Source organism: Agrobacterium sp. FDAARGOS_525 (genome assembly GCF_003938925.1).
Taxonomy (GTDB): domain Bacteria; phylum Pseudomonadota; class Alphaproteobacteria; order Rhizobiales; family Rhizobiaceae; genus Agrobacterium; species Agrobacterium pusense.
Window position 1 is genome coordinate 847,387 of the sequence record NZ_RKIU01000004.1, and the last position, 23,576, is coordinate 870,962.

General features: G+C 60.7%; 23 protein-coding genes. 13 read left to right on the forward strand and 10 right to left on the reverse strand.

Going from position 1 to position 23,576, the window contains the following annotated elements; all coding sequences use genetic code 11:
• The first annotated feature begins 63 nt into the window (after window positions 1–63).
• Both EGT36_RS20260 and EGT36_RS20265 read left to right on the forward strand, forming a co-directional pair.
• On the forward strand, window positions 64–951 hold the full coding sequence (locus EGT36_RS20260; protein WP_006698119.1) for an ABC transporter permease: 888 nt from the start codon (window positions 64–66) through the stop codon (window positions 949–951).
• Window positions 944–2,005, forward strand: coding sequence for a quaternary amine ABC transporter ATP-binding protein (locus EGT36_RS20265; protein WP_004437660.1), 1,062 nt, complete (start codon window positions 944–946; stop codon window positions 2,003–2,005). Before EGT36_RS20260 ends, EGT36_RS20265 begins: the two co-directional genes overlap by 8 nt.
• Here the strand turns inward: EGT36_RS20265 and EGT36_RS20270 are convergent.
• Window positions 1,997–3,226 (reverse strand): TIGR03862 family flavoprotein, encoded by a 1,230-nt coding sequence (locus EGT36_RS20270; RefSeq protein WP_125270913.1) that lies wholly within the window; start codon window positions 3,224–3,226, stop codon window positions 1,997–1,999. The two genes, EGT36_RS20265 and EGT36_RS20270, sit on opposite strands and share 9 nt — an antisense overlap.
• 68 nt (window positions 3,227–3,294) lie before the next feature.
• Here EGT36_RS20270 and EGT36_RS20275 point away from each other — a divergent pair, with 68 nt between their 5' ends.
• From EGT36_RS20275 to EGT36_RS20285, 3 genes are all read left to right on the forward strand, one after another.
• A complete protein-coding gene (locus EGT36_RS20275; RefSeq protein ID WP_125270914.1) occupies window positions 3,295–3,882 on the forward strand; it encodes an IMPACT family protein in 588 nt (195 codons plus the stop codon).
• Between the two features lie 137 nt (window positions 3,883–4,019).
• Window positions 4,020–4,688, forward strand: a complete 669-nt coding sequence (locus EGT36_RS20280; protein WP_022563420.1) for a pseudouridine synthase — start codon at window positions 4,020–4,022, stop codon at window positions 4,686–4,688.
• Window positions 4,689–4,695: 7 nt separating this feature from the next.
• Window positions 4,696–5,322: a class I SAM-dependent methyltransferase gene (locus tag EGT36_RS20285; RefSeq protein WP_125270915.1), complete on the forward strand. Its 627-nt coding sequence runs from the start codon at window positions 4,696–4,698 to the stop codon at window positions 5,320–5,322.
• Here the strand turns inward: EGT36_RS20285 and EGT36_RS30580 are convergent, their stop codons facing one another.
• The gene (locus EGT36_RS30580) at window positions 5,323–5,508 is read right to left on the reverse strand and encodes a hypothetical protein (protein ID WP_004437649.1); all 186 of its coding nucleotides are present in this window, start codon (window positions 5,506–5,508) and stop codon (window positions 5,323–5,325) included.
• A 184-nt stretch (window positions 5,509–5,692) separates the two neighbouring features.
• Between EGT36_RS30580 and EGT36_RS20295 the strand changes: the two genes are divergently transcribed.
• Both EGT36_RS20295 and EGT36_RS20300 read left to right on the forward strand, forming a co-directional pair.
• Entirely contained in the window at window positions 5,693–6,922 is a 1,230-nt protein-coding gene (locus tag EGT36_RS20295; protein ID WP_125270916.1) for a PQQ-dependent sugar dehydrogenase, read from the forward strand.
• A gap of 86 nt (window positions 6,923–7,008) precedes the next feature.
• Window positions 7,009–8,025 carry a DNA topoisomerase IB gene (locus EGT36_RS20300; RefSeq protein WP_004437641.1) on the forward strand — a complete coding sequence of 339 codons (1,017 nt, stop codon included), beginning with the start codon at window positions 7,009–7,011 and terminating at the stop codon, window positions 8,023–8,025.
• Window positions 8,026–8,029: 4 nt separating this feature from the next.
• Here EGT36_RS20300 and EGT36_RS20305 read toward each other — a convergent pair whose 3' ends face one another.
• Window positions 8,030–8,752: a response regulator transcription factor gene (locus EGT36_RS20305; protein WP_035207518.1), complete on the reverse strand. Its 723-nt coding sequence runs from the start codon at window positions 8,750–8,752 to the stop codon at window positions 8,030–8,032.
• A gap of 1 nt (window position 8,753) precedes the next feature.
• Window positions 8,754–9,989, reverse strand: coding sequence for a GAF domain-containing sensor histidine kinase (locus tag EGT36_RS20310; protein ID WP_125270917.1), 1,236 nt, complete (start codon window positions 9,987–9,989; stop codon window positions 8,754–8,756).
• A 303-nt stretch (window positions 9,990–10,292) separates the two neighbouring features.
• On the opposite strand from EGT36_RS20310, the gene EGT36_RS20320 reads away from it, so the two are divergent.
• From EGT36_RS20320 to recX, 6 genes are all read left to right on the forward strand, one after another.
• Window positions 10,293–11,309 carry an ABC transporter substrate-binding protein gene (locus EGT36_RS20320; protein ID WP_004437634.1) on the forward strand — a complete coding sequence of 339 codons (1,017 nt, stop codon included), beginning with the start codon at window positions 10,293–10,295 and terminating at the stop codon, window positions 11,307–11,309.
• 90 nt (window positions 11,310–11,399) lie between these two features.
• Window positions 11,400–12,863, forward strand: a complete 1,464-nt coding sequence (locus tag EGT36_RS20325) for an ATP-binding cassette domain-containing protein (RefSeq protein WP_125270918.1) — start codon at window positions 11,400–11,402, stop codon at window positions 12,861–12,863.
• Window positions 12,860–13,801 (forward strand): ABC transporter permease, encoded by a 942-nt coding sequence (locus tag EGT36_RS20330; protein ID WP_004437626.1) that lies wholly within the window; start codon window positions 12,860–12,862, stop codon window positions 13,799–13,801. Before EGT36_RS20325 ends, EGT36_RS20330 begins: the two co-directional genes overlap by 4 nt.
• Window positions 13,798–14,745, forward strand: a complete 948-nt coding sequence (locus EGT36_RS20335) for an ABC transporter permease (RefSeq protein WP_125270919.1) — start codon at window positions 13,798–13,800, stop codon at window positions 14,743–14,745. The genes EGT36_RS20330 and EGT36_RS20335 overlap by 4 nt, the downstream gene beginning before the upstream one ends.
• Window positions 14,746–14,777: 32 nt before the next feature.
• Window positions 14,778–15,698 carry an SMP-30/gluconolactonase/LRE family protein gene (locus EGT36_RS20340; protein WP_022563414.1) on the forward strand — a complete coding sequence of 307 codons (921 nt, stop codon included), beginning with the start codon at window positions 14,778–14,780 and terminating at the stop codon, window positions 15,696–15,698.
• A 62-nt stretch (window positions 15,699–15,760) separates the two neighbouring features.
• Entirely contained in the window at window positions 15,761–16,351 is a 591-nt protein-coding gene (recX, locus tag EGT36_RS20345) for a recombination regulator RecX (protein WP_004437614.1), read from the forward strand.
• A gap of 2 nt (window positions 16,352–16,353) precedes the next feature.
• Here the strand turns inward: recX and EGT36_RS20350 are convergent, their stop codons facing one another.
• The 6 genes from EGT36_RS20350 to EGT36_RS20375 form a co-directional block, all read right to left on the reverse strand.
• A complete protein-coding gene (locus tag EGT36_RS20350) occupies window positions 16,354–16,752 on the reverse strand; it encodes a c-type cytochrome (RefSeq protein WP_172965680.1) in 399 nt (132 codons plus the stop codon).
• 98 nt (window positions 16,753–16,850) lie between these two features.
• A complete protein-coding gene (locus EGT36_RS20355; protein ID WP_004437608.1) occupies window positions 16,851–17,378 on the reverse strand; it encodes a DUF992 domain-containing protein in 528 nt (175 codons plus the stop codon).
• A 249-nt stretch (window positions 17,379–17,627) separates the two neighbouring features.
• Complete coding sequence (locus EGT36_RS20360; protein WP_022563412.1) at window positions 17,628–18,437, reverse strand: ATP-binding cassette domain-containing protein; 810 nt, start codon at window positions 18,435–18,437, stop codon at window positions 17,628–17,630.
• 34 nt (window positions 18,438–18,471) lie between these two features.
• Entirely contained in the window at window positions 18,472–20,436 is a 1,965-nt protein-coding gene (gene fhuB / locus EGT36_RS20365; protein WP_125270920.1) for a Fe(3+)-hydroxamate ABC transporter permease FhuB, read from the reverse strand.
• Entirely contained in the window at window positions 20,433–21,335 is a 903-nt protein-coding gene (locus EGT36_RS20370; RefSeq protein ID WP_172965681.1) for an iron-siderophore ABC transporter substrate-binding protein, read from the reverse strand. Before EGT36_RS20370 ends, fhuB begins: the two co-directional genes overlap by 4 nt.
• A 28-nt stretch (window positions 21,336–21,363) precedes the next feature.
• On the reverse strand, window positions 21,364–23,496 hold the full coding sequence (locus EGT36_RS20375) for a TonB-dependent siderophore receptor (RefSeq protein WP_125270922.1): 2,133 nt from the start codon (window positions 23,494–23,496) through the stop codon (window positions 21,364–21,366).
• Between the last annotated feature and the right edge of the window lie 80 nt (window positions 23,497–23,576).

Consider the following 23,576-nt stretch of genomic DNA (forward strand, 5'->3'; position numbering starts at 1 on the left):
ATTTTACTCCCGGAGTGCGGAGGACATCGATCCCCGCCTCCGGTTCGTCATGGAGAACAGGATATGGAATGGCTTTTCAAATTTCCGACCATGAATGACGATGCTCTGCGCGCGCTGAAAAAAGTCATCGACGAGGGGTTCCGGGCGTTCACCCGAACCTATGGCGGCGCAATCGAGGGGTTGTTCACCCCACTCCAGAGCTTCCTCATCTGGGCGGAAAGGCTTTTGATCGGCGCCCCCTGGCCGGTCGTTATTCTTATTGTCGGCGCTCTTGCCTGGTTCGGCAGCCGCAGCGCCACCATTGTTTCGCTCTGTTGCGGCATTCTCTTCGCCATCGGCTGGTTCGGCATGTGGGAAGACACGATGAAGACGGTTTCGATGATCTTCGTCTGCGCCGTGCTGTCCATTATCGTCGGCCTGCCCATCGGCATCGCCATGGCGCGCTCCAACCGCCTGCAGAACGTGATCAACCCCGTTCTCGACGTGATGCAGACGATGCCGAGCTTCGTCTATCTTATTCCGGTCGTCATGCTTCTCGGCATCGGCCGTGTCCCAGGTGTCATCGCCGTCGTCATCTATGCCATTCCGCCGATGATCCGGCTCACCAATCTCGGCATCCGCATGGTCGACCGTGACGTTCTGGAGGCGGCCGATGCCTTCGGCTCCTCCAAACGCCAGAAGCTTTTTAAAGTTCAGCTGCCGCTTGCGCTGCCCACCATCATGGCCGGCATCAACCAGACCATCATGATGGCGCTTGCCATGGTCGTCATCGCCTCCATGATCGGTGTGCAGGGCCTCGGCCAGCCGGTGCTGAAGGCCATCGCCAACCAATATTTCACGCTCGGCGTGTTCAACGGGCTTGCCATCGTCGGCATCGCCATCATTTTCGACCGCATCAGCCAGGCCTATGGCCTTCGCCTGCAAAAACACCGGGAAGTGGCGCATGGCTAGTCAATCGATCGAAATTCGCAGTCTTTACAAGATTTTCGGCTCCAAAGCGGGGGATCATGTCGAAGCCGTCAAAGCCGGCATGTCCAAATCGGAACTCAACGCCAAGCACGGCCATGTGCTCGGCCTGCGTGACATCAACATCACCATGCCGGGCGGGCAGATCACCGTTATCATGGGCCTTTCCGGCTCCGGCAAATCCACGCTGATCCGCCATGTCAACCGGCTGATCGACCCGACCGCCGGCGAAATCCTCTATGGCGGCACAGACGTGTGCAGCCTCAACGAAGCGGATCTTCTGGAATTTCGCCGCCACAAGACGGCGATGGTGTTCCAGAAATTTGGTCTCCTGCCCCACCGCAACGTGCTGCAGAATGTCGTTTACGGCCTTGAGGTGCAGGGCGTCGACAAGCGCGAGCGCGAAGAAAGGGCAGAGGTCTGGATCAGGCGGGTCGGCCTGGAGGGCTTCTCCAACCATTACCCCAACCAGCTCTCCGGCGGCATGCAGCAACGTGTGGGTCTCGCCCGGGCGCTCACCAACAATGCCGAAATCCTGCTCATGGACGAGGCCTATTCGGCCCTCGATCCGCTCATCCGCGTCGACATGCAGACGGTGCTGCTGGAACTTCAAAAGGAGCTGAAGAAGACCGTGGTCTTCATCACCCACGATCTCGACGAAGCGCTGCGGCTGGGTGACAAGATCGCCATTCTGCGCGATGGCGAAATCATCCAGCAGGGAACGGCCGCCGAAATCGTCATGTCGCCGGCGGACAGTTATATCGAGGCCTTCGTGGAGGAGGTCAATCGCGGCCGCGTCATTCGCCTTGGCGCCGTGGTGCAGCCGGAATTTGCCGGCCAGTCCCGCCTTCAGCTCGATGCGGATATGACGGTTGAAGAGGGCCTGCGCGCGCTGGTCCGGGAAAATGTCAGCAGCGCCACGGTCGTCGGAGAAAACGGCAAGGCGCTTGGTGCAATCACCACCGATGCCATCATGCGCTGCCTCGTCCGAACCGCACATGGTGAGGAAGCAGGCATGGCTGAACGTTTGTCAGGCTGAGCCTTCGAGCCACGCGGCCATGCCCTTTGCGGCCGCCTTGCCGCTGGCGAAACAGGCGGTCAGGAGATAACCGCCGGTGGGCGCTTCCCAATCCAGCATTTCCCCGGCAGCAAATATGCCGGGGAGCTTTTCCAGCATGTAGTTTTCATCAAGGCCGTTCCACGCGATACCGCCGGCGGACGAAATTGCCTCGGCAATCGGCCTCGTCCGCAAGAGCGGTATCTCTGCATGCTTTATTCTCGCGGCAACGAACTCGTCCGGCATGGCGGCGATGTCGGGAAAGATTTCCCGCAGGAGCCCGGCCTTCACGGCCGATAAGCCGGCCGCCTTGCGCATGCGGTTTACAAAGCTCTCTTTCCGTCCGAGTTTCGCCAGATCGCCGCTGAGGCGTTCCACCGTACGTCCCGGCGCAAGATCGATTGCGAGCGACGCTTTGCCCGCCTCGTCCAGCCGGTCGCGCAGCGCGGCGGAATGGGCGTAGATCACGCTGCCCTCAATACCATGCTTCGTGATGACAAATTCGCCCTGAAAGGCTCCGGCTGGCGAAATGGTGATGGTGGATTTCACCGCTTCCCCCGCAAAACGCGAGCGGAAGACATCGCTCCAGTCAACGTCGAAACCGCAATTGGCGGGGCGGAACGGGGAAAGCGCCACGCCTCTCTCCGCCAGCGCCGGAACCCATACGGCGTCCGAACCGAGACGCGGCCAGCTTGCGCCACCGAGCGCCAGAAGAACGGCATCGGCCTTGATGATGATCTCGCCCTCCGGTGTCGCGAAAACCAGGTGCTCGCCGGAAAAACCCGTCCAGCGATGCCGCGGCCTGATGGTCACCCCCTGCGCCTCCAGCCGGGCGAGCCATGCCCGGAGCAACGGCGAAGCCTTCATGACGGTGGGAAACACCCGGCCCGAAGTGCCGGCGAAAGTTTCCTGCCCCAGCCCCTGCGCCCAGTCGCGCAGCATATCAGGCGTGAAATCATCGAGAGCGGCGCGCAGCCTCGGTTCCGCATCGCCGAACCGGTGGCGGAAACTGTCGTAATCTTCGGCGTGGGTGATGTTGAGACCGGATTTTCCGGCCATCAGCAATTTGCGCGCCACTGTCGGCATCGCCTCGAACACCGTCACGGCATGGCCTGCAGCCGAGAGCATCTCTGCCGCCATCAGCCCCGCCGGTCCGCCGCCGATAATTGCGACCTGCCTCGCCTCGCCCAAAACCCTCTCCATTGCCATCTTCACCGTTGAAAGCCTTATAGCGATTTCCGCAGGCGAATATATGCGATATTGAAGCGCCCATGTTCACGCTCGACCGCCCCGTCACCTTTTCGCAGGATATCAAGAAAAGCCGCTTCATCGCCTTTGCCGCGCCGGTGACGGGTGAAGAGGATGCGAAAACATTCCTCGCGGCACATTCCGATCCCGATGCAAACCATAATTGCTGGGCATGGCGAGCGGGTCAGACCTATCGTTTTAGCGATGACGGCGAACCCTCGGGAACGGCCGGTAAACCGATCCTTCAGGCTATCGACGGTCAGTCACTCGACAATGTCGCGGTTCTCGTCATCCGCTGGTTTGGCGGCATTCTGCTCGGTAGCGGCGGGCTGATGCGCGCTTATGGCGGCACGGCGGCCGCCTGTCTTCGCCTCGGCGAGACGTCACCGGTCATCGCTTATGTCAGCGCCACGCTGAGTTGCCCTTTCTCAGACCTGGCACTGGTGAAATCACGCCTCTCCGCCACGCCGAACCTGCGGCTTGAGAGGGAAGACTTTACCGGCACCGGCGCGGATATGGTGCTTTCGGTTCCGGCCGAGGAAACTGAACGACTAACGCAGCTCCTCAGCGACCTGACCAGCGGACGCGTCAATCTCCATATTCCCGACTAGAGTTTTCGCTTTTCTTGGAATCGCGGAAACCCTCTAACTCTTTATTTCGGCGCATTTCCGGTCGGAAAACCGGGGCCACCTTTCCTGGAAATGCTCTACCGCCTGTCCGAATGCGCAATTCGTGCTAAGGAAGCGACATGTCATCCGAGCTTTCCAACCCTATCTATAATCCGCCACTCGACCCTTGGCTCACCATCGTGCACCGCGATGACGATCTGCTGGTGCTTGATAAGCCGAGCGGGCTGTTATCGGTGCCGGGGCGCGATCCGGCGCTTTCCGACAGCCTCATGACGCGTGTGCAGAAGCAGTTCCCGAAAGCGCTGATGATCAACCGGCTGGACAAGGACACCTCGGGCATCGTGCTGATGTCGCTGAACCGCAAGGCGCACGCGGCAATTGCGTCGCAGTTTGAAAACCGCCAGACGCGCAAATCCTATGTTGCCATTGTCTGGGGAGAGGTTGAGGGAGAGGCCGGAGAAGTGGACCTGCCGCTCGCCATCGATCCCGAGAACAAGCCCCGCCACCGGGTCGACCACGAAAATGGCAAGTCCGCGCAGAGCCTGTGGCAGGTGCTGCAACGACTGCCGCTTCCAGCGACGCGGCTGGCGCTCACTCCCCTCACCGGGCGCACCCATCAATTGCGGGTGCATATGAAGGCGCTTGGCCATCCCATTCTCGGCGATGAATTTTATGCCGAAGGTGAGGCGCTTTCCGCCGCGCCCCGCCTGATGCTGCATGCGCAGGAAGTGGCATTCCGTCATCCGGACGGCCGGGATGTCATCTATACCGTGCCCTCTCCGTTCTGAGGTCGATATGAAGGAACAAAACGATAGTTTCGTGGTGGATTTCGTCGGCGGCGCGGTGGGGCACCGTTTTCGTTCCGGCGAGGGGCGCGGACAGGCACTGCCCAAGGCCGCAGGTTTCACCAAGGGCCGCACGCCAAAAATCGTCGATGCCACGGCTGGCCTCGGGCGGGATGCCTTCCTGCTCGCATCGCTCGGGGCTGACGTCACCCTCATCGAGCGCTCGCCGGAAATGCACGCCCACCTCGCTGACGGCATTCGTCGTGCACTGGAAGCGGGCGGCGCTTATGCCGAGGCGGCGGCGCGCATGACGTTGCTCCATGGCGACTCCCGGCATCTGCTGAAAGAGCTGTCACCGGAGGTGGTGATTGTCGACCCCATGCATCCGCCGCGCCAAAACACGGCGTTGGTGAAAAAAGAGATGCGGGTGCTGAGAGAACTGGTCGGCGCCGACCCGGACCAGGTTGAGCTGATGGAGGCTGCGCTGGAGAATGCGACGAAGCGGGTGGTTCTGAAGTGGCCGCTCCGCGCCGACCCGATGCCGGGTGTTCGCAGACCCTCACATCAGATACTGGGTAAGAACACCCGCTATGATGTCTTCATGATCTTCGGAAAATCCCACGACGAGGATGAATGATCAGCGGAAGTTCGGCTTTCGCTGCGCGTTCATCAGAAGCTCATGCCGCGAGGCGAACTCACCGAACAGCTTTCTGAGCCTGACTTCCTCAGCCTTGTCGAGCCGATAACGGCGGCAGAACTCCGCCACGTTGAGGATCGGCTTGGTTCTGTTCGCGTCTATGGTCTTGTTGTCGATGATTTGCATGGCGCCCTCCGTATAACAGAGGCCAAACGCAGCGCACGGCTCGCGGTTCCCTATGAATTCGCATGGATGAGAAAAGAGCGTGACGCCTGCACACGCAATGATCAAGTTTTCTTGAAACTGTCGAAGGAAACGAAATCCTCCCCAAATGGTTTCCTGCGTGACCTAAACGACGGAAGGGAGACCCATGTTCCACAACAACCGATTTCTGAATTCGACGATCCTGTGCGCGATGCTTGCCGTTCCTTTGGCCGGTGCAGCCAACGCACAGACCGCCCCGGCTGCCGAAACGAAACGGCCGAATGCGCCGGATCAGAAACCGGCTTTTGAGGGCCAGACGCGCGCGCCGCAGGCTACTGCCCAGCCGAGCATCGAAAAAACCGTCGTCGCCGATGGTCTGCCGCATCTGTGGTCCATGGAATTCCTGCCCGATGGTCGCATGATCGTCGCTGCCAAGGAGGGCGCCATGCATATCGTCGCTGACGGCAAGGCCGGGTCGGCGATAGAAGGCGTGCCGGAGGTGGCTTCCGATGGACAGGGCGGGCTTCTCGACATAGCGCTGGCGCCCGATTTCGAAACCTCCCGTAAAATCTTCTTCTCCTTTTCCGAGCCGCGTGAGGGCGGTAACGGCACCTCCGTCGCATCGGCCAAACTGACAGAAGACGGTGGAGCGGCGAAACTGGAAGACGTCTCGGTGATCTTCCGCCAGATGCCGACCTATGATGGCGACAAGCATTTCGGATCACGGCTGGTTTTCGGCCAGAACAATGAGCTCTACGTCACTGTCGGTGAACGTTCAGACGCAACGCCGCGTGTGCAGGCGCAGGACCTCTCGAGCGGGCTCGGCAAGGTCTTCCGCATTTATGCCGAAGGCAAGGCCTTCGAGGGCAACCCCTTCGCCGGCCAGCAGAACGCCCTCCCCGAGATATGGAGCTATGGCCACCGTAACCTCCAATCGGCAGCGCTGGATGGACAGGGCAGGCTCTGGACAGTGGAACATGGCCCGAAAGGCGGCGATGAGCTGAACTTGCCGAAGGCGGGCCTCAATTATGGCTGGCCGGTGATCACCTACGGCGTCGAATATAGCGGCCGGTCCGTTGGCGAAGGCGCCACCGCGAGGGAAGGCATGGAACAGCCGGTTTATTATTGGGACCCCGTCATCGGCCCGTCCGGCATGGCCTTTTACGACGGCGACCAGATTCCCGAGTGGAAGGGGGCCTTCATCGTCGGCGGTCTGGTGAGCCAAGGCCTCGTCATCCTGCACATTGACGGCGACAGGGTTGCGACGGAAAGCCGATTGCCGCTGGAAGCGCGCATTCGTGATGTGAAAGTGGGTCCGGATGGCGCTGTCTACGCCGTGACTGAAGAACGCGGCGGCGGCAACTCGCAAATTTTACGGATCGCCAAGGCCACCTGAGAAAGCCATGACAGGAACAGCAGGCCGCCGGAACGAAGGCGGCCTGTTTTTCGTTTGCCGCAGCGTGAAACCTGCCGGGAAAAACAATGCCACAGCCGCCAACCCGCCTTCTTGCCAAAATCGGACTTGCCTATGTCAGCGATCAGGAACCGGGTATTTCCCGCGAAAAGCGCGGACGCGGTTTCTGTTACCGGCTGCCGGGCGGCGAACTCCTCTGCGATAGTGATGAGCTGAAGCGCATCAAATCGCTCGGTGTACCGCCCGCGTATAAGGATGTCTGGATCTGCATCGACCCGTCGGGGCATCTGCAGGCCACCGGGTTTGATGCCCGCGGCCGAAAGCAATATCGTTATCATCCCGACTGGCATACGCTCAGGGGAGAAACGAAGTTCTTCCAGCTCAAAAGCTTCGGAAGGGCGCTCCCTGCCATCCGCCGTCGCGCCATGGCCGACGTCGGTAAACAGGACCACGGGCAGGAAATGACGCTTGCAGCCCTCACCCTGTTGCTTGATGCCGCCTATTTGCGCGTCGGAAATCGCTCCTATCTTGAGAGTAACGGCACCTATGGCGCAACGACATTGCTCAAGCGGCACGTTTCCTTCGGTGAAACCATCGAATTGCGCTTCGCCGCCAAAGGCGGGCAGAAGGTGAAACGGCAATTACGCCACCCCCGCCTCCAGAAAATTCTTGAAGAGATCGCCGATCTGCCCGGCAAGGAACTCTTCGTCTGGCAGGATAGTGAAAACCGGGTTCACTCCGTCGATTCCAGCGATCTCAACGCATATCTCTCACGCATCGGCGGCCAGGGCATTTCCGCCAAGACCTTCCGCACCTGGGGCGGAACGCTCGCGGCCTTCTGCAACGCCATGGAGCATGTGGCAGCCGGTGAAAAACCGAGCATAAAAGGCATGTGCCAGGCTGCGGCGACCGAGCTTTCCAATACGCCTGCCATCTGCCGCAAGAGCTATGTGCACCCCGCTGTTCTCGATATCGCCACGGAGGAAAAGGCCCAGAAAAAGCTCAGCCGCATCTTGAAGGTCGGGGCAAAACCCGTCTCCGGCCTCAGGGCGGATGAACGACGTCTGCTGGCCTTTTTACCCTGACAGGTCAGCGGCCTCCCAGCCATTCCGCCAGTTCGCGCTCGGCCTTTTCCAGCGCGCTGTAATTCAAAAGCTTGCGCAGGAAAGCGACGGTAACGGCGCGGGTTCTAAGATTATACCGGCCTTCCGCCTCGTCATCGCCGGCCGCCTGATGCACGTTCAGCTTCTCGTAGAGACTTTGCAGACGGTTCTGCACGCTGCGCAGCGACAGGTTCCGCCGGCGCGCAATCGCCTTATCGGTAAGTCCAAGCGCGACATCGACAAGAATTTCATATTCGGAATCAGTAAAGCCATGCGCCTTGCCGAGGCTCTTCTCCTGCAGGCCGCGCACTTCCCGGTCGATCACACATTGCGCCTCGATGAAGATGCTGCGAAGGGCCAGCCGCAGTCGGTCATCGGAGGCGGATTTCAGCACATAGCCATAGGCGGCACCCTCAGGCACGATGCGGGAAACGCCACGTACATAGGCCTCGTCGGAATAATTGGACCAGAACAGGATGCGGGTATCCGGCCTTTCCTTCCAGATGGTGCGGGCCGCCTCGATGCCGTTGCGCTCGTTCATCTGCAAGTCCATGACGATATGGGCGGCGCGATTTTCCCGCGCCAGCTTTTCGCCGGTTCTGCCGTTTGCCGCCTCCAGCACCTTGTCGCATTCCGGCAGGGCGGCTCTTACCGCCTCGTTCAGATAGGCCCGGTGCAGGGCATCATCCTCAACGATGAGCACGTCCATGTCACATCTCCTCCCGGAAATTGAAAGCGCCCGCAGGCAGGGTGACGGTGATGCATGTACCCGCCCCACCACGGTTGCCGCCTCTGTCGAACCGGGCAGAGATCAGCCGCGCCCGCGTCTTCATGTTGCCCATGCCTAGACCGCCGGGGGCACCACTGTCACCGCCGCCATTGCCGTCATCGCTCACCGTCACCCGCAACCCGCCGTCGATTGCGGCCAGTCTCACGGCAATCGTTTCGGGCTGGGCATGGCGAATGGCATTGTTCACGGCCTCCTGCACGATGCGGAAGAGCGATATGGCCACCGTCTTGTCCAGCCTTTCAACCAGCCCCTCCGTCTCGTCCTTCACTGACCAGTCGATAGCGCATCCGCTGTCGCGCACGGAGCGGTCCACATAGGTCTCGATGGCTTCAACGACGCCGAACAATTGCAGGATCGAAGGCTTCGCCTCCTCGATGATCTCGCGCAGATCCTGCATGCAGTGCTGCAGGCTGCGCACCACCGGCTCCAGCATCTCGCCGGAAATATCGGGAGTGTGGCTCATGCGCTCGATACGCCGCGCAAGCCGCGTCAGGTCGGCCAGAGTCTGGTCATGCAGGTCCATGCCGATGCGCTGCCGCTCGGCCTCCAGCGCTTCCGTCAATTGCAGCGCGCCGAGGCGCAGGCCTTCTTCGCGGGCATTGGCGCGCGCCTCCTCGATGGCCGAGCGCTTGGCCTGTTCAGCGGCACGAATGGCGTAGAAATAGGGCGCCAGCAAATCCGCAACGGCGCGGGCGTTGGTGACATCTTCCATCGTATAGGCGTTCGACTGGTGCGAGGAGCAACTGAGCGCACCGATGATGTCGCCATGCACCTTCATGGGGACATGCAGGCGGCTGTGCAGGCCAAGTTCGATGATGGGGCTGGAAAATGACCCTTCGAAATGAAAGCGCGGATCGGAACAGGCGTCGCCGCTTAAAAGATATTCGACCGAGCCCGACAACAGCGACCGGATCGGGCTTCCGGTGAGAAGTGCGGGCGGCTGTCGGCTCCAGGCGCTGACCAGACCGCTCTCATAGGCAATGTGATACTTGTCATCCAGCTGCTTGATGCAGACATCCATGTGATCATGCGGGATGATATGGCTGATCTCGGTTGCGACCGCCTGAATGATGGCATTAAACTCCAGCTGCCCGGCGAGCAGCCTCGAAATGCCCATATAGTGATGAAAAAGAGCACTTTTCGGCGTATCCAGCATGTGCGGACGCCCTCCCAAGCGTCTGCCTCCAATTCCTGCGGCGAAGATTTAACCCATCGGGTCCGCATTCTTCATTCTGCGCCCGGCAGTGGCCTTTCGTCCTGCGGGTTCCCGCAAGCTTTATGCGGAAATCCGCAGGAAGATTGCCGCGATCCGCCTATACAAGCCAAATCTTCTTGGTCATTCTCGCTTCTACTGGGGAAAGGAGCTCCAGTGCAAAGGAATTCCGCCTGCCGCCGAGGAGATTTGCGGCGTGCGAGAATTCCGGGCTCGAAAAGGGCAAGCCACGAGGGAGGAAATCAAATGGCTTTCAGGAAGATGCTTCTGGCATCGGCCGCTGTCGCATGTGCAGCGCTGCCGATCACCGCTCATGCCGATACGTCGGCAAAAAAGATTGCGCTTTCAAACAATTACGCAGGCAATTCCTGGCGTCAGGCGATGCTGACCAGCTGGGACAAGATCACCAAGCAGGCGGTTGCCGACAAGCAGGTGGCCGCAGCTGACGCCTTCACGACAGCCGAAAACCAGGCGACCGAACAGGCGGCGCAGATCCAGAACCTGATCCTGCAGGGTTACGACGCCATCGTCATCAACGCCGCTTCGCCGACTGCACTCAACGGCGCGGTGAAGGAAGCCTGCGATGCCGGCATCACCGTCGTATCCTTCGACGGCATCGTCACCGAGCCTTGCGCATGGCGCATTGCGGTCGACTTCAAGGCCATGGGCGCAAGCCAGATCGACTACCTTGCCAAGGCCATGCCGAAGGGCGGCAACCTGCTCGAAATTCGCGGCCTGGCCGGTGTTTCCGTGGATGACGAAATCCATGCTGGTATTGTCGACGCCGTCGCCAAGAACCCGCAATTCAAGATCGTTGGTTCGGTCAATGGCGACTGGGCACAGGATGTCGCCCAGCGCGCCGTTGCCGGCATTTTGCCAAGCCTTCCCGAGATCGCGGCCGTCGTAACGCAGGGTGGTGACGGTTACGGTGCGGCCCAGGCTTTTGCCGCCGCCAAGCGCCCGACGCCGACCATCGTCATGGGCAACCGCGAAGACGAGCTGCAATGGTGGAAACAGCAGAAGGATGCGAGCGGCTATGAGACCATGTCCGTCTCCATCGCACCCGGTGTTTCGACGCTGGCTTTCTGGGTGGCGCAGCAAATTCTCGACGGCAAGGATGTGAAGAAGGACCTGACGGTGCCCTTCCTGCGCATCGACCAGGCCAATCTCGAGGACAACCTCAAGAACACCCAGAAGGGTGGCGTGGCGAATGTGGAATATTCGCTTGAGGATGCCCAGAAGGTGATTTCCGCGGCGAAGTAACCCGCGGTTCCTGCCTGATCCTGCGGCGCTTTCGAAGGAAGCGCCGCAGTGATGCCTACATTCAATTTCAGATCACTGGCGTAATTGCTCATGAATGACATCATCGAGGCGGAAGAAGTCGTCGCCGCGCGCGGCGTGAAGGTCGTGTTCGGCGCGGTCAGGGCGCTGGATGGGGCCGATCTCGTCATCCGCGCCGGGGAATGCCTCGGGCTCGTTGGCCACAACGGCGCAGGCAAATCCACCATCGTCAATGTCATCAATGGCGGGCTCACACCGCATGAAGGCTCCATTTCCTATCGTGGGAACCAGAACCGCCACGGCATAGCCGCTGCGCGTGCGAGCGGCGTGCGCTGCGTCTTTCAGGAACTCTCGCTCTGCCCCAATCTGACAATCAGCGAAAACGTCCGCATCATGCATGCCGCCATGAACGGGCGGAACTGGCGCGGGCGCGCTCTTTCCATGATCCGCCAGACGCTCGACGAGATTTTTCCCGGCCACGGCATCGATTGCGAACTGACGATTGCCGAGCTTTCGATTGCAGAGAGGCAGATGGTGGAAATCGCCATCAATTTCTGCCGCACGCCTGAAGCCCCGAGGCTGGTCATTCTCGACGAGCCGACATCCTCGTTAGACGCGGGCCTTGCCGAACAGTTGATGGATTATGTCCGGCGTTTTGTGCGCACCGGCGGCTCCGTTCTGTTGATCTCGCATATTCTCGGTGAAATTCTTTCAACCGCCACCCGCATCGTTGTCATGAAGGATGGCCGCGTGGTGGCCAACCGGCCCGCCGCCGAATTCACCACGCGGACGCTGGTGGAGGCCATGGGCAGCGTCGTCAAGCCGCAGGACAGGCAAAAGGGTGAGAGCCGCAAGGCTGGCGAAAAGATGCTTTCCATGCCGGCGCGCCGGGGCGAAGGCCTTGCCTTCGAGGCTTTCCGCGGAGAGATCATCGGCCTTGCCGGCCTCGGCGGCCATGGCCAGACCGAAGCGCTTCTCGACCTCTATCTTGCCCGCAACAGCAGCTGGCTGCCGACGCGCAAGACCGATATCGCTTTCGTCGCGGGCGACCGCAGCCTCAACGGCACCTTCCCGCTGTGGAGCATCCTGAAGAACCTCTCCATCGCGTCGCTGCGGGATATTTCATCCGCGGGCATTGTGGACAGGAGCAAGGAGAGCGAACTGGGCGCGCAGTGGAAAAAGCGCATCGAAATTCGCACGCCCGACATGGGCAACAAGATCCTGTCTCTCTCCGGCGGCAACCAGCAGAAAGTGCTTTTTGCCCGTGCGCTCGCCACCTCCGCCAGCACCGTTTTGATGGACGATCCGATGCGCGGCGTCGATATCGGCACCAAACAGGAGGTCTACGATATCTTGAGAACTGAAGCCTCTCACGGCCGCACCTTCATCTGGTACTCGACCGAGATGGATGAAATCCGTCTCTGTGACAGGGTTTATGTCTTCCGCGACGGCGCCATCCAGGCGGAACTCGTCGGCGACGACGTTACCGAGCAGAATGTGCTGGCCGCTTCCTTTGCCGGAGAAGACCACGCATGAAACTTTCGGCAAACGCGCTCCGCCTCATCATTCCCGCCGCCTCGCTCGCCTTCCTGCTCGCCGCGGTCTTCTACATGCAGCCGCGTGCCATGAGCTACACCGGCTTGAACCTCCTGTTCAATCTGGCAGTGCCGATTGCACTCGCCACCATTGCGCAGATGCTCATCATGTCGGTCAACGATCTCGACCTGTCGATGGGCACCTTCGTCAGTTTCTGCGCCTGCGTCACCGCGACCTTCCTGCAAACGACGCCATTGCTCGGTATTGCGATCTTTGCCGGGGCGATCGCGGTTTATGCACTGCTCGGCGCCATCATCCATATCCGCGCCCTGCCCTCCATCGTCGTCACACTCGGCATGAGTTTCGTCTGGGGCGGCCTCGCCGTGCTCATTCTCCCCTCGCCCGGCGGCCAGGCGCCTGCCTTCATCCGCACGTTGATGACGGCAAAACCGCCTTTCGTGCCGATCGCGATCGTCGCCAGTATCCTGATTGCGGTCATCGCCCACTACATCGTCATGCGCTCCTCGTTCGGCGTGTTGATGCGCGGCGTCGGCGGAAATTTCCGCTCTGTCGAGCGTTCCGGCTGGTCAGTCATCGGCATCCGCGCCGCCACCTTTGCGCTGGCCGGTTTCTTCGCGGTGCTGTCCGGTATCGCCCTCGTGGGCCTGACGACATCGGCCGACGCCAATATCGCGCTGCGCTACACGCTGCTGTCGATTGCCGGCGTCATCCTCGGCGGCGGCGAATTCGTCGGCGGAAGAGTATCGCCCATCGGTGCCGTCATCGGCGCGCTGACGCTGACGCTTGCAGGCTCCTTCCTCTCCTTCATGCGCATCTCGCCGGACTGGCAGATTGGCGCGCAAGGGGCAATCCTCATCATCGTGCTGGCATTGCGCATCCTGCTCAACCGTCTCGAAAAGCGGGAGAAAAACCAATGAACGGGCTCTCTTCCCTCACCAGAAAACCGTGGATCTGGTCCTTTGCCGCAACCATTGCGGTGTGGATCATCACCGTGCTCTTCACTGGCGGCGCAAGCTCATTCGGCCTGTCGCACGCAGCACTCACCTTCGCGGCCTTTTCTGTCATCGTCGGCATCGGCCAGATGTTCGTCATCACGCTCGGGCCCGGAAATATCGACCTCTGCGTTCCCGCGACGATGACGCTGTCGAGGACGCTTGCCTTGAAGTTCATGGATGTATCGGACAGCCTCATTCTGCCGGGATTGCTGATCGCCATCCTCATCGGTATCGCCATCGGCATCGGCAATTATGCCCTGATCAAGCTCCTGCGCATCCCGCCGATCATCGCGACGCTCTCCATGAGCTTCATCGTGCAGTCCATCGCCATCTGGTCGAACCGCGGCCTGCGCATCAAGCCGCCGGAAACATTGGCCACATTCGCCACATCGAGTTTTCTCGGCATTCCCAACGTCGCCCTGGTCGCCCTGCTGCTTTCCGTCATTGCATGGCTGCTGCTGGACCGCTCCTTCTACGGACGCTGGATTGCCGCCATCGGCCAGAGCACCTTCGCTGCCCGCATGACCGGCATTCCCGTGGATGGCGCACGCTTCGTCACCTACGTCCTCTGTGCGGTGCTGGCGGCAATTGCCGGTTATCTGCTCGCCAGCTTCTCCGGCGGTGCGGCGCTCAACATGGGCTCGGAATATCTGCTGATGTCCATCGCCGTCGTTGTCATCGGCGGCACAGCGGTGGCGGGAGGGGATTCCAACGTGCCCGGCATATGGGGCGCATCGCTCTTCATGTTCCTGGTGGTCTCGATGCTGAATACCTATGGTTTCGGCGCGGGCATCCGCCTCATCCTCACCGGTCTCATCATCATCTCCGTCATTCTTCTGGCGAGTGGCCCGAAGGCCACGCGCTGACCCCGAACGACAAGCCAAAGCGGACCACGCTCATGACCACAGACAAGACTTCACCTTACGAAATTCACGACGACCGTTTCCGCCACCTGATCGTCGGCAATGCCGAGCTGGAAGAGCTTTATTCGGGCTGCCGCTGGGCAGAAGGACCGGTGTGGTTCGCCGACCTGAACTGCCTGCTTTTCAGCGATATCCCCAATGAGCGCATGCTTCGCTGGGTGCCGGATGGCGGAATCTCGGTTTATCGCCAGCCCTCCAACTTCACCAACGGCAACACCCGCGACCGGCAGGGACGTCTTGTGTCCTGCGAACATGGAGGCCGCCGCGTCACCCGCACCGAGGTCGACGGCTCGATCACCGTCCTTGCCGATAGCTACTACGGCAAGCGGCTGAACTCACCCAATGACGTGGTGGTGAAATCAGATGGCAGCGTCTGGTTCACCGACCCGACCTACGGCATTCTGTCCGATTACGAGGGCTACAAGGCCGAGCCGGAGCAGAAGACCCGCAATGTCTACCGGCTCGATCCCGCTACCGGAAAGATCGACATCGCCATCGACGACTTCGTGCAGCCGAACGGCCTCGCATTTTCGCCTGACGAAACGAAGCTCTACATTGCCGACAGTTCCTACAGCCACGATGTCACCCGACCCCGCCATATCCGCGTCTTCGACGTCGTGGATGGCGTAAAACTCGCCAACGGCCGGGAATTCTGCAATATCGACAATGGCCTGCCAGATGGCTTTCGCCTCGACACGGCCGGCAATCTGTGGACGAGCGCCGGTGACGGCGTGCACTGCTTTGCGCCTGACGGCACGCTCATCGGCAAGATCAAGGTGCCGCAGACAGTGGCGAACCTCACCTTCGGCGGGCCGAAAAAGAACCGCCTGTTCATCACCGCGACAAAATCGCTCTATTCGGTCTATGTCGCCGCAACCGGTGCACAGACACCCTGAAATCCGAAAACGCTGGTCTGGCAGGAAGTGGCAAGATCGCTTCAGAGCGCTATAATTGGCCGATGAGTGACGATTCCAACCTTTTCCTGACTGACGATATGGAGTTCGACGGCAAAGCCCCGGCCGTTGAACCAACCAGCCGCATGCTCTCCTGGGCACGCAATTCCGCTCTATACCGGCTGGAACAGCGCATGATGACGGAAAAGCAGCTGCGCGACGCCATCATGCGCAAGGCACGGGAAAAATTCGAGGATATCGGCGCCGCGCAGATAAAGGCGCTTGGCGATTTCGCGGTGCGTTTCGCTTATGAGATCAAGGCGCTTGACGATACAGCCTTTGCGGAAATCACCGTGCGAAGCGGGCAGCGCAGCGGCAAATCGAAACGGGGGCTGGCGCAAAAGCTTCAGCTTAAGGGGATAGACCGGGAGACCGCAGCCGTCGCCCTTCAGGAAACCGACGATCTGGTCGCAGCCATCAATTTTGCGCGAAAACGCGCTTTTGGCCCTTACCGTCGGGTCGAGCTTGATGAGAAGCGCAAGGCAAAGGAGTTTTCGGCATTTGCCCGCAATGGTTTTGGTTTCGAAATCGGGTCGAAGGTTATGTCGATGACGACGGAAGAAGCGGAAGATATTTTATCGGAAGCACCGCTCTGACGTTATTGTGGCAGCGGACGGGTTTTCAGATAAGCGATGAGATCGGCGATATCACTCTCGCTCCAGAGGCCGAAAAAGCGCATTGCATTTCCCGGGAGCGCCTTCTTCGGACTGGACAGAAATTTCTGCAACTCCTCCTCCGACCAAACCCTGCCTGCCGCTCCAGCATCCTTCAGCGCCTGTGAATAGTGGCTGTAGTCAGCGATAGATGCGATGGGTCTTCCGACCACGCCCATCAGATGCGGCCCCATGCGGGTGCGCGGCGCGTCGATGCTGTGGCAGGTGGAGCAGCGGCTGAAAACCTTCTCGCCATGCGCAGCATCGCCTTCGGAGAAAGCGCTCGACGCCGGGAGGAGGATGAATGCGACCGCGGCCGGGACTTTTTTGATCGGGGACATCATACCCCTGATAATACAACGCCCTCTGCGTCTGACAACGAAGAGGGCGTGTTTTGTCATGCGACCTAATGCCCGGCTCTAGCCTCCGGGCATCAGCCGGATCAGTTCATGGCCGTCAGCGTCACCGAGGTGCCGGTGGCGGCGAGGTTGAGGCCAACCTGGCCGGTCACGCTCACTGTCTGCAGCTGGATCGAGCCGGAAGTACCGCCGACGAGAACGTTCGTGCCAACGCCGAGACCGACGGTGACTTCAGCCGTTGCGCCCTGATAGAGGCCGCCGAGCGAACCGCGGTGGTAACCGGCGGTCGGGGCGAAAACGGCCCAGACCAGACGGCCCTGCGTGGTGAAACCAAGGTCAACGCCCATCTTGCGGATAGCGCCGCTATAATGGTCGGTACGACGTGCGCCGATCGTGGACTGGAAGGTGCAATCCAGTTCCTTGGCCGAGCCGAGAACGTAACCGACGCCGCCGCCGATATCGCAGGTGAGGTAACCGATCTTGACGCCGTTGCGATCGTCCTGCTCCTGCGGAGCCGGCTCGTATCGTGCAAGGTCGGCAGCGAGTGCGGATGCGGTTCCGCCAAGGCCCATCGTCAATGCGGCAAAAGTTACGGCAACAGCCTTTTTCATCTGATTATCTCCTGTTTTATTCCTACCCGCAGCAGCCCTTCTTGCCCTCTCCGGATATTGAATTCCGCACTGTTAACGTTTGTTCCCTGAAATCGATCCAAAACAACTTAATTGGAGGCGATGAAAGCCGAACGGTTAACAATGTCTGATGGCGGTAGGATGCCATTAAGACATTGTTAGGGCGGGAAATGCGTGCGGAATCACCATCAACAGCAAGCGTTTGGCGGGCGTGGTTCTGCAGCAACAACATCAGAGCGGCAGGGCCACGGGAAGGCCGGTGGCGGCGTGGGTCATCACGTCCATTCGCACGCCATAGATGCGCTCCAGCGTCTCCGGCGTCATGATCTCTTCCGGCGTTCCCCGGGCAATCAATCGGCCGGAATGCAGCGCGACGATCTCGTCGCAGAAGCGTGCCGCCATGTTGACGTCGTGCAGCACGACGATGACGCCAAGGCCTTTTTCACGCGACAGTCTCTGCACCAGCGAAAGCACCTCGATCTGGTGCGCCAGGTCGAGTGCCGAGATGGGTTCATCGAGAAGCAGGCTTTCGGCATTCTGGGCCACCAGCATGGCAAGCCAGACGCGCTGACGCTCGCCACCCGAAAGCGTATCCACCAGCCGGTCGCGGAAGGCAACGGTATCGGTAAGCTCGATCGCCTCGTCCACTTTTTCCTGATCCGCCTTCGTAAACTGGCCCAGCGCGCCGTGCCAGGGATAACGGCCAAGTGCAACCAGTTCTTTGGCCAGCATGCCGGAAGCGGCCGGCGTATATTGCGGCAGATAGGCGAGCTTTCGCGCAAATTCCCGATTGCCCCAGGCGGCAAGCGCCTTCCCTTCGAAGGACACCCGGCCCGCCGTCGGCTCCTGTATCCGTGCGAGAATCTTCAGCAGCGTGGATTTTCCCGAACCGTTATGGCCGATCAGGCCGATGGTCTTGCCGGTTGCAAAACTGGCCGTCAGCGGCTGCAGCAATGTCCTGCCCGGCACTTCCATGGTGACGCGATCCAGAGAAAAAAGCGGCATATCATCGTAACCGACTGCGGGCGCTGCCTGACCCATGCTTCTCATCTCCATACATCTTTCAAAAAATTCATCATCGCCTGCCTGAAAGCCAGATCAGATAGGGCGCGCCGGCAAGCGCCGCAAAAAATCCGAGCGGCAGTTCATAGGGAAAGGTCACCGTCCGCGCGCCAAGATCGGAAAGCGCCATCAGCACCGCGCCGAACAGGAAGGAGGCGAAGAGATGGTCACGTGGCGTTGTGAAACCGGAGCGCAGCGCAATATGGGGCGCCATCAACCCGACGAAACTCAAGGGACCAACCAGCAGCGAGGCGGCACCGGTGGCAATGCCGGCCACGGCGATGACGGCGGTTCGCGCAGCGCCGAGCGGCAGGCCGAGGGAGAGCGGCACATCCCGCCCAAGCGGCAGGATCGTCAGCCAGCGCGTGACCGATAACGCTCCCGCCAGAAGCACGATGGAAAGAACGGCGAGAAAGATCGCCGAAGCCGGCGTTGCCGTCGAACCCGAGCCGCTGAGCCAGGCGAGAATCTGCCATGCCCGCTGGTCGCCAATGGCAAGCAGCGCCGAAAGCACCGCCGAGCAGAGCGAACTGACGGCAATGCCCGCGAGCAGTATCTTTTCCGGCGGGAGGTGCCTGCGCACGGCGAAGAAGAGCACAAGGATCATGACGACCGCCGAGCCGATGCCGGCGCCGCAAAACAGTTCCAGCAGGCCTGCTGCCGGAAAAATGGTGATGGCGACGGCAAAACCGAGGCCCGCACCGCCGCTGACGCCGATCACCTCCGGGCTCGCCATCGGGTTGCCTGTCAGTCGCTGCAAAAGAGCACCCGCCATCGCGAGAAGACCGCCAGCGGCCATGGCGGCCAGTAGCCGGGGCCAGCGGAACGGCAACAGGCTTTGCAGATCGTCCGCCTTCAGCATTTCCCAGCCATCCGGTCCCTTGCCAACGGCGAGTGCGGCAGACACCAGCACCGCCATGATGGCCAGTGCAGGCAGCAGGGACGTAAGCCGGCGTCTTGTCGCAAGCTCGACGCCTTCACCGCGCTGCACGTCTGTCGGCCGGATTTTCGGCAGGAGCCACAGAAGCAGCGGACCGCCGATCAGGGCCGTCACCGCTCCCGTTGGAAAAACTTCCGCCGTCGTGCTTGCCAGAAGCTGGACCAGACTATCGCAGAACCATAGAAGCAGACCGCCGAGCAGCGGCGAAACGAACAGAACGGAAGACGAGCGCCGCACGCCCAGCGCCCGGGTGAGTGCCGGTGCGGCAAGACCGATAAAGCTGACGAGACCGACCGCAGAAGCAACGAAGGCGGCCAGCATGACCGCGACGGCCGCAACCGCGAGCCTGATCGAAAACAGCGATACGCCGAGCGATCGAGCACCGGAATCGCCGAGACCGAGAACCGTCAAAGGCCTTATCAGCAGGCCGGTCAGAACGAGCCCTGCCAGAAGCTGGCAGGTGAGAGACAGGGCGTTCGACCAGTCCTGCTGGCTGAGCGAGCCGCCGTTCCAGACCACCAGAGACATCAGATATTCGCCCTGCGCGAGCGTCAGCGCCGCGGAAACGGAAGCGGCGGTGATGCCGACCAGCAATCCTGACACCACCATGGTCACCGGCTCGAAGGAGCGCCGCCAGCCAAGCAGGAAGACAATACCCGCGGCCGCAGCGGCCCCGGCAAGCGCCACCAGGGCGCGGTTGCCGTCCAGAACAGACGGAAAAAACAGGGTGGCGATGACGATGGCCAGTTGCGCGCCGGCCGAGATGCCGAGCGTCGAAGGATCGGCAATCGGATTGCGCAGCAATTGCTGGAAAAGCGCCCCGGACAGACCGAGCATCGCGCCCGCCAGAACGGAAACCGCCACGCGGGGCATCAGGCTGAAGGCGAAAATCACCTGATCCATCGACAGGCTGGCAGCATCGAACGGTGGACTGGGCCATGCGCTGAACGGCAGCCGGAGCAGCCCTGCATGCAAGGAGAGCCCGCAGGCGAGAGCGAACAGCAGCCCCAGGACAATCTGGAGAGGGCGCGCCGTCACAGGGCTTCCCCCCGCACCGAAAGCGCTTCGGTCAGAAGCCGCGCAAAACGCATGCCGGCGGTGATGCCGCCATAGGGGGCGACATTGGCAAGCGTCACAACGCGGTTTTCCCGCACGGCAGGCAGTGCCCGCCAGATTGCGCTGTTGCGCAACGTTTCCCGTGCCTCGACCGGAATATCGGAGACGACGACGATGCGGGCATCCGGCGAGGCCGCGAGGTTTTCAATCGGGACCGGAGCCGCGAAAGTGAATTGCGAGCGATCCACCCAGGCATTGGCGAGCCCCAGCCGGCCAAGAACATCCCCGAACATGCTGTCCGCACCGAAAGCGCGAAAATGCCGCGCGTCGCCGATATTGATCACATAGGTCGGCCGCGCCGCAAATCCGGCGAGGCGGGTCCGCATGGCGTGCAGCGCCGCTTCCGTTTCACCCAGAACCCTGCGCGCCTCTTCGGCCCGCCCGAGCTTTTCACCAAGCGCCGTGACTGCCGCCAGCGCCTTTGCGAAAGGCGGCTCGCCCTTTGCGTAAAAGGGCAACGAGAAGACCGGCGCGATAGCTTCAAGCCTGCCGGTGTAGCGGGTGTAGAAGGGCGAGATCAGAATGAGATCGGGTCGGGTCAGTTGCAGGAGCTCGAAATTCGGAGCGCCGCGCAGGCCGAGATCGGCGACGGTTTCCGGGATTTCGGGCTCCACCGCACCCGCCCGGAACTGGATAAGCTCGGTCGCCGCTACCGGCATGACGCCAAGGGCCACGGCTGTTTCGAGCATCGCCCAGTCAATGGCGGCAATGCGCGGGGTCGACTGTGCCCGCGTCGCGCCAGCAAAGGCCGCAGCAGCGAGCAGGGCCAAAAACTCCCGCCGTCCCCAAACGGGAGACATCCATCGATCCTTGCGCGTCATGCCCCTGCTGTTTCACTTAGATGTGGCGTTACCAACGATAGGTCAGCTTGCCCATGACCGTTCTTCCGTCACCGTAATAGCATCCGAAAGTGGAGCAACTAGAAATATATTCTTTATCAGTCAAGTTTTGCACCATAAGCGAGGCGCGGTAGCCGTTCTTCTCGTAATGCACGCCGAGATCGAGCAGGGCGAGCCCCTTCATCTCAAAGGTATTGGCGGCATCGCCATAACGTTTTCCAACGTAACGAATACCGCCGCCGATGCCGAAACCTTCGAGCGCGGTATCTTCCGGGAAGGTGTAATCGAGCCAAAGGCTGGCGGCGTGCCGGGGGGTGCTATCAAGCTCGTTCCCATTATTCACACGGCCGGAGACCTCGCTGTCCATGTAGGTATAGGCCGCGCGCAGGTCGAGCCCGTCGACAAGGCTTGCAACGCCTTCAAGCTCTAGGCCTTTCACGTGCGCCTCATCCATCTGCTGCGTCACGCCACCCACCGTCGTTGTGACGTTTTTCTGTTTCAGATCGTAGATCGCCGCCGAAAAGAAACCGTCGAAACCTTCCGGCTGGTATTTGACACCCGCTTCCCATTGTTCACCGGTGGTCGGTTTTGGCGCATCACCGACAGCCGGCTGCGGCACCGGCTCGAAGGAGGTTGCATAGCTGACATAGGGCGCGATCCCGCCATCAAACAGATAGCTGACGCCGACACGACCGGTCAGCTTGTGGTCATCCTTGTCGAGCGTGCGATAGGTGGTGCCATTGAAGGTCGTGCCGCTGGTGCTTGCCCAGTCCTGCCGCAGGCCGGCAGTGATGCGCCAGTTCTCGATCGCCATCTCGTCCTGCGCATAAAGGCCGATCTGGGAAATATCGGTCTTCACATCGGCATAAAGCGTGCGCGAGGTAAGGCTGATCGGCCCGCCATAAACAGGATTGACGGGATTGAGCGGCGTTGCGGCCCAGAACTCGGTTTTGACGTTATTGTCGAAATAGCGGTAATCCAGCCCGACAAGCAGGGTATGATCGATCGGCCCCGTGGAAAAATCCGCCTGGAGGCTGTTGTCGATGTTGAAGGTGTTCAGCAGCTCGTCCTGGAACGTCGCATTGCGACGGATGAGATTGCCTATCATGCCGCCGCTGGTCGAAGACATGCCGAGCGCGCGGTAGGACCAGTCGAAATTGGAATAACGCGCATTCTGACGAAAGGTGAAGGTCTCATCGAAGCGGTGTTCGAATTCATAACCGATATTGGTGAACTTGCGGTTTGATGTATCGAAGGACGGATCACCGACATAAAAGCTGCGGTCCAGCATATTGCCGGGTCTGAAATAGGTCAGCGCCGGCGGCAGGCCGGAGGGCGAACTCGGATTGTCGTGCTGATAGGAGGCAAGAACAGTCAGCTTCGTATCCTCGTCCGGCTGCCATGTGAGAGCCGGCGCGATGAAATAACGGTCGTTCTGCAAATTGTCCGTCTGGGCATGGGCGTTGCGCGCAAGGCCGGTCAGGCGATAGGCGAAACTGTCGCTATCCGCCACCGGGCCGCCAACATCGAACATCGACTGATAATAATCGAAGCTGCCGATCTGCGCACCGACTTCACCGAACCGTTCGAAGGTCGGCCGTTTGCTGCTGAGATTGATAAGGCCGCCGGGATTGCCCTGCCCGTAGAGCACGGAAGCGGGCCCGCGAATGACCTCCACGCGCTCCAGACCGTAGACCTCAAAAGAAGGCGCACCGGCCGTCCGCATCAACCGCAGACCATTGAGGAACTGCAGCTGATTCCCCTGAAAGCCGCGAATGCGCGGCGCATCGAAACGCGGATCGGCGCCGAACGGCTGCGCAACCACCCCCGGGACGTAATTCAGCGCCTCGCCGAGATTGCGGACATCCTGCGCATCCATCTGATCTCTGGTGATGACGGATACCGATTGCGGCGTCTCGATCAGGGATCGCCCTGTCTTGGTGGCGCTGGCGCTGGTTTTTGCCACATAACCCTTCACGGGCGCCTTGGGGTCCTGATTTTTCGCGCCGTCAACGGTGATGGTCTGCAGCACCGTGGTTCCGGCGTCCTGAGCAAGGGCGGAAGCCGGGGTCAGGAACGCCACATAAGCAATGGCGGCGCAGCCACCAGCCAGAATGGAAATGTGTTTGATTTTTCCCTGCACGCCAAAATCCCTCGTCACCCGCACCAGCCATAGGCAGTCATTTACTGGAGAATTAAAGTCATCTTATTACGCAAGGTGTG

Coding starts and splice junctions, on each gene's coding strand:
- EGT36_RS20260 (WP_006698119.1), top strand. CDS start 64: ATGGAATGGCTTTTCAAATTTCCGACCATGAATGACGATGCTCTGCGC.
- EGT36_RS20265 (WP_004437660.1), top strand. CDS start 944: ATGGCTAGTCAATCGATCGAAATTCGCAGTCTTTACAAGATTTTCGGC.
- EGT36_RS20270 (WP_125270913.1), bottom strand. CDS start 3,226: ATGGAGAGGGTTTTGGGCGAGGCGAGGCAGGTCGCAATTATCGGCGGC.
- EGT36_RS20275 (WP_125270914.1), top strand. CDS start 3,295: ATGTTCACGCTCGACCGCCCCGTCACCTTTTCGCAGGATATCAAGAAA.
- EGT36_RS20280 (WP_022563420.1), top strand. CDS start 4,020: ATGTCATCCGAGCTTTCCAACCCTATCTATAATCCGCCACTCGACCCT.
- EGT36_RS20285 (WP_125270915.1), top strand. CDS start 4,696: ATGAAGGAACAAAACGATAGTTTCGTGGTGGATTTCGTCGGCGGCGCG.
- EGT36_RS30580 (WP_004437649.1), bottom strand. CDS start 5,508: ATGCAAATCATCGACAACAAGACCATAGACGCGAACAGAACCAAGCCG.
- EGT36_RS20295 (WP_125270916.1), top strand. CDS start 5,693: ATGTTCCACAACAACCGATTTCTGAATTCGACGATCCTGTGCGCGATG.
- EGT36_RS20300 (WP_004437641.1), top strand. CDS start 7,009: ATGCCACAGCCGCCAACCCGCCTTCTTGCCAAAATCGGACTTGCCTAT.
- EGT36_RS20305 (WP_035207518.1), bottom strand. CDS start 8,752: ATGGACGTGCTCATCGTTGAGGATGATGCCCTGCACCGGGCCTATCTG.
- EGT36_RS20310 (WP_125270917.1), bottom strand. CDS start 9,989: ATGCTGGATACGCCGAAAAGTGCTCTTTTTCATCACTATATGGGCATT.
- EGT36_RS20320 (WP_004437634.1), top strand. CDS start 10,293: ATGGCTTTCAGGAAGATGCTTCTGGCATCGGCCGCTGTCGCATGTGCA.
- EGT36_RS20325 (WP_125270918.1), top strand. CDS start 11,400: ATGAATGACATCATCGAGGCGGAAGAAGTCGTCGCCGCGCGCGGCGTG.
- EGT36_RS20330 (WP_004437626.1), top strand. CDS start 12,860: ATGAAACTTTCGGCAAACGCGCTCCGCCTCATCATTCCCGCCGCCTCG.
- EGT36_RS20335 (WP_125270919.1), top strand. CDS start 13,798: ATGAACGGGCTCTCTTCCCTCACCAGAAAACCGTGGATCTGGTCCTTT.
- EGT36_RS20340 (WP_022563414.1), top strand. CDS start 14,778: ATGACCACAGACAAGACTTCACCTTACGAAATTCACGACGACCGTTTC.
- recX (WP_004437614.1), top strand. CDS start 15,761: ATGAGTGACGATTCCAACCTTTTCCTGACTGACGATATGGAGTTCGAC.
- EGT36_RS20350 (WP_172965680.1), bottom strand. CDS start 16,752: ATGATGTCCCCGATCAAAAAAGTCCCGGCCGCGGTCGCATTCATCCTC.
- EGT36_RS20355 (WP_004437608.1), bottom strand. CDS start 17,378: ATGAAAAAGGCTGTTGCCGTAACTTTTGCCGCATTGACGATGGGCCTT.
- EGT36_RS20360 (WP_022563412.1), bottom strand. CDS start 18,437: ATGGGTCAGGCAGCGCCCGCAGTCGGTTACGATGATATGCCGCTTTTT.
- EGT36_RS20370 (WP_172965681.1), bottom strand. CDS start 21,335: ATGACGCGCAAGGATCGATGGATGTCTCCCGTTTGGGGACGGCGGGAG.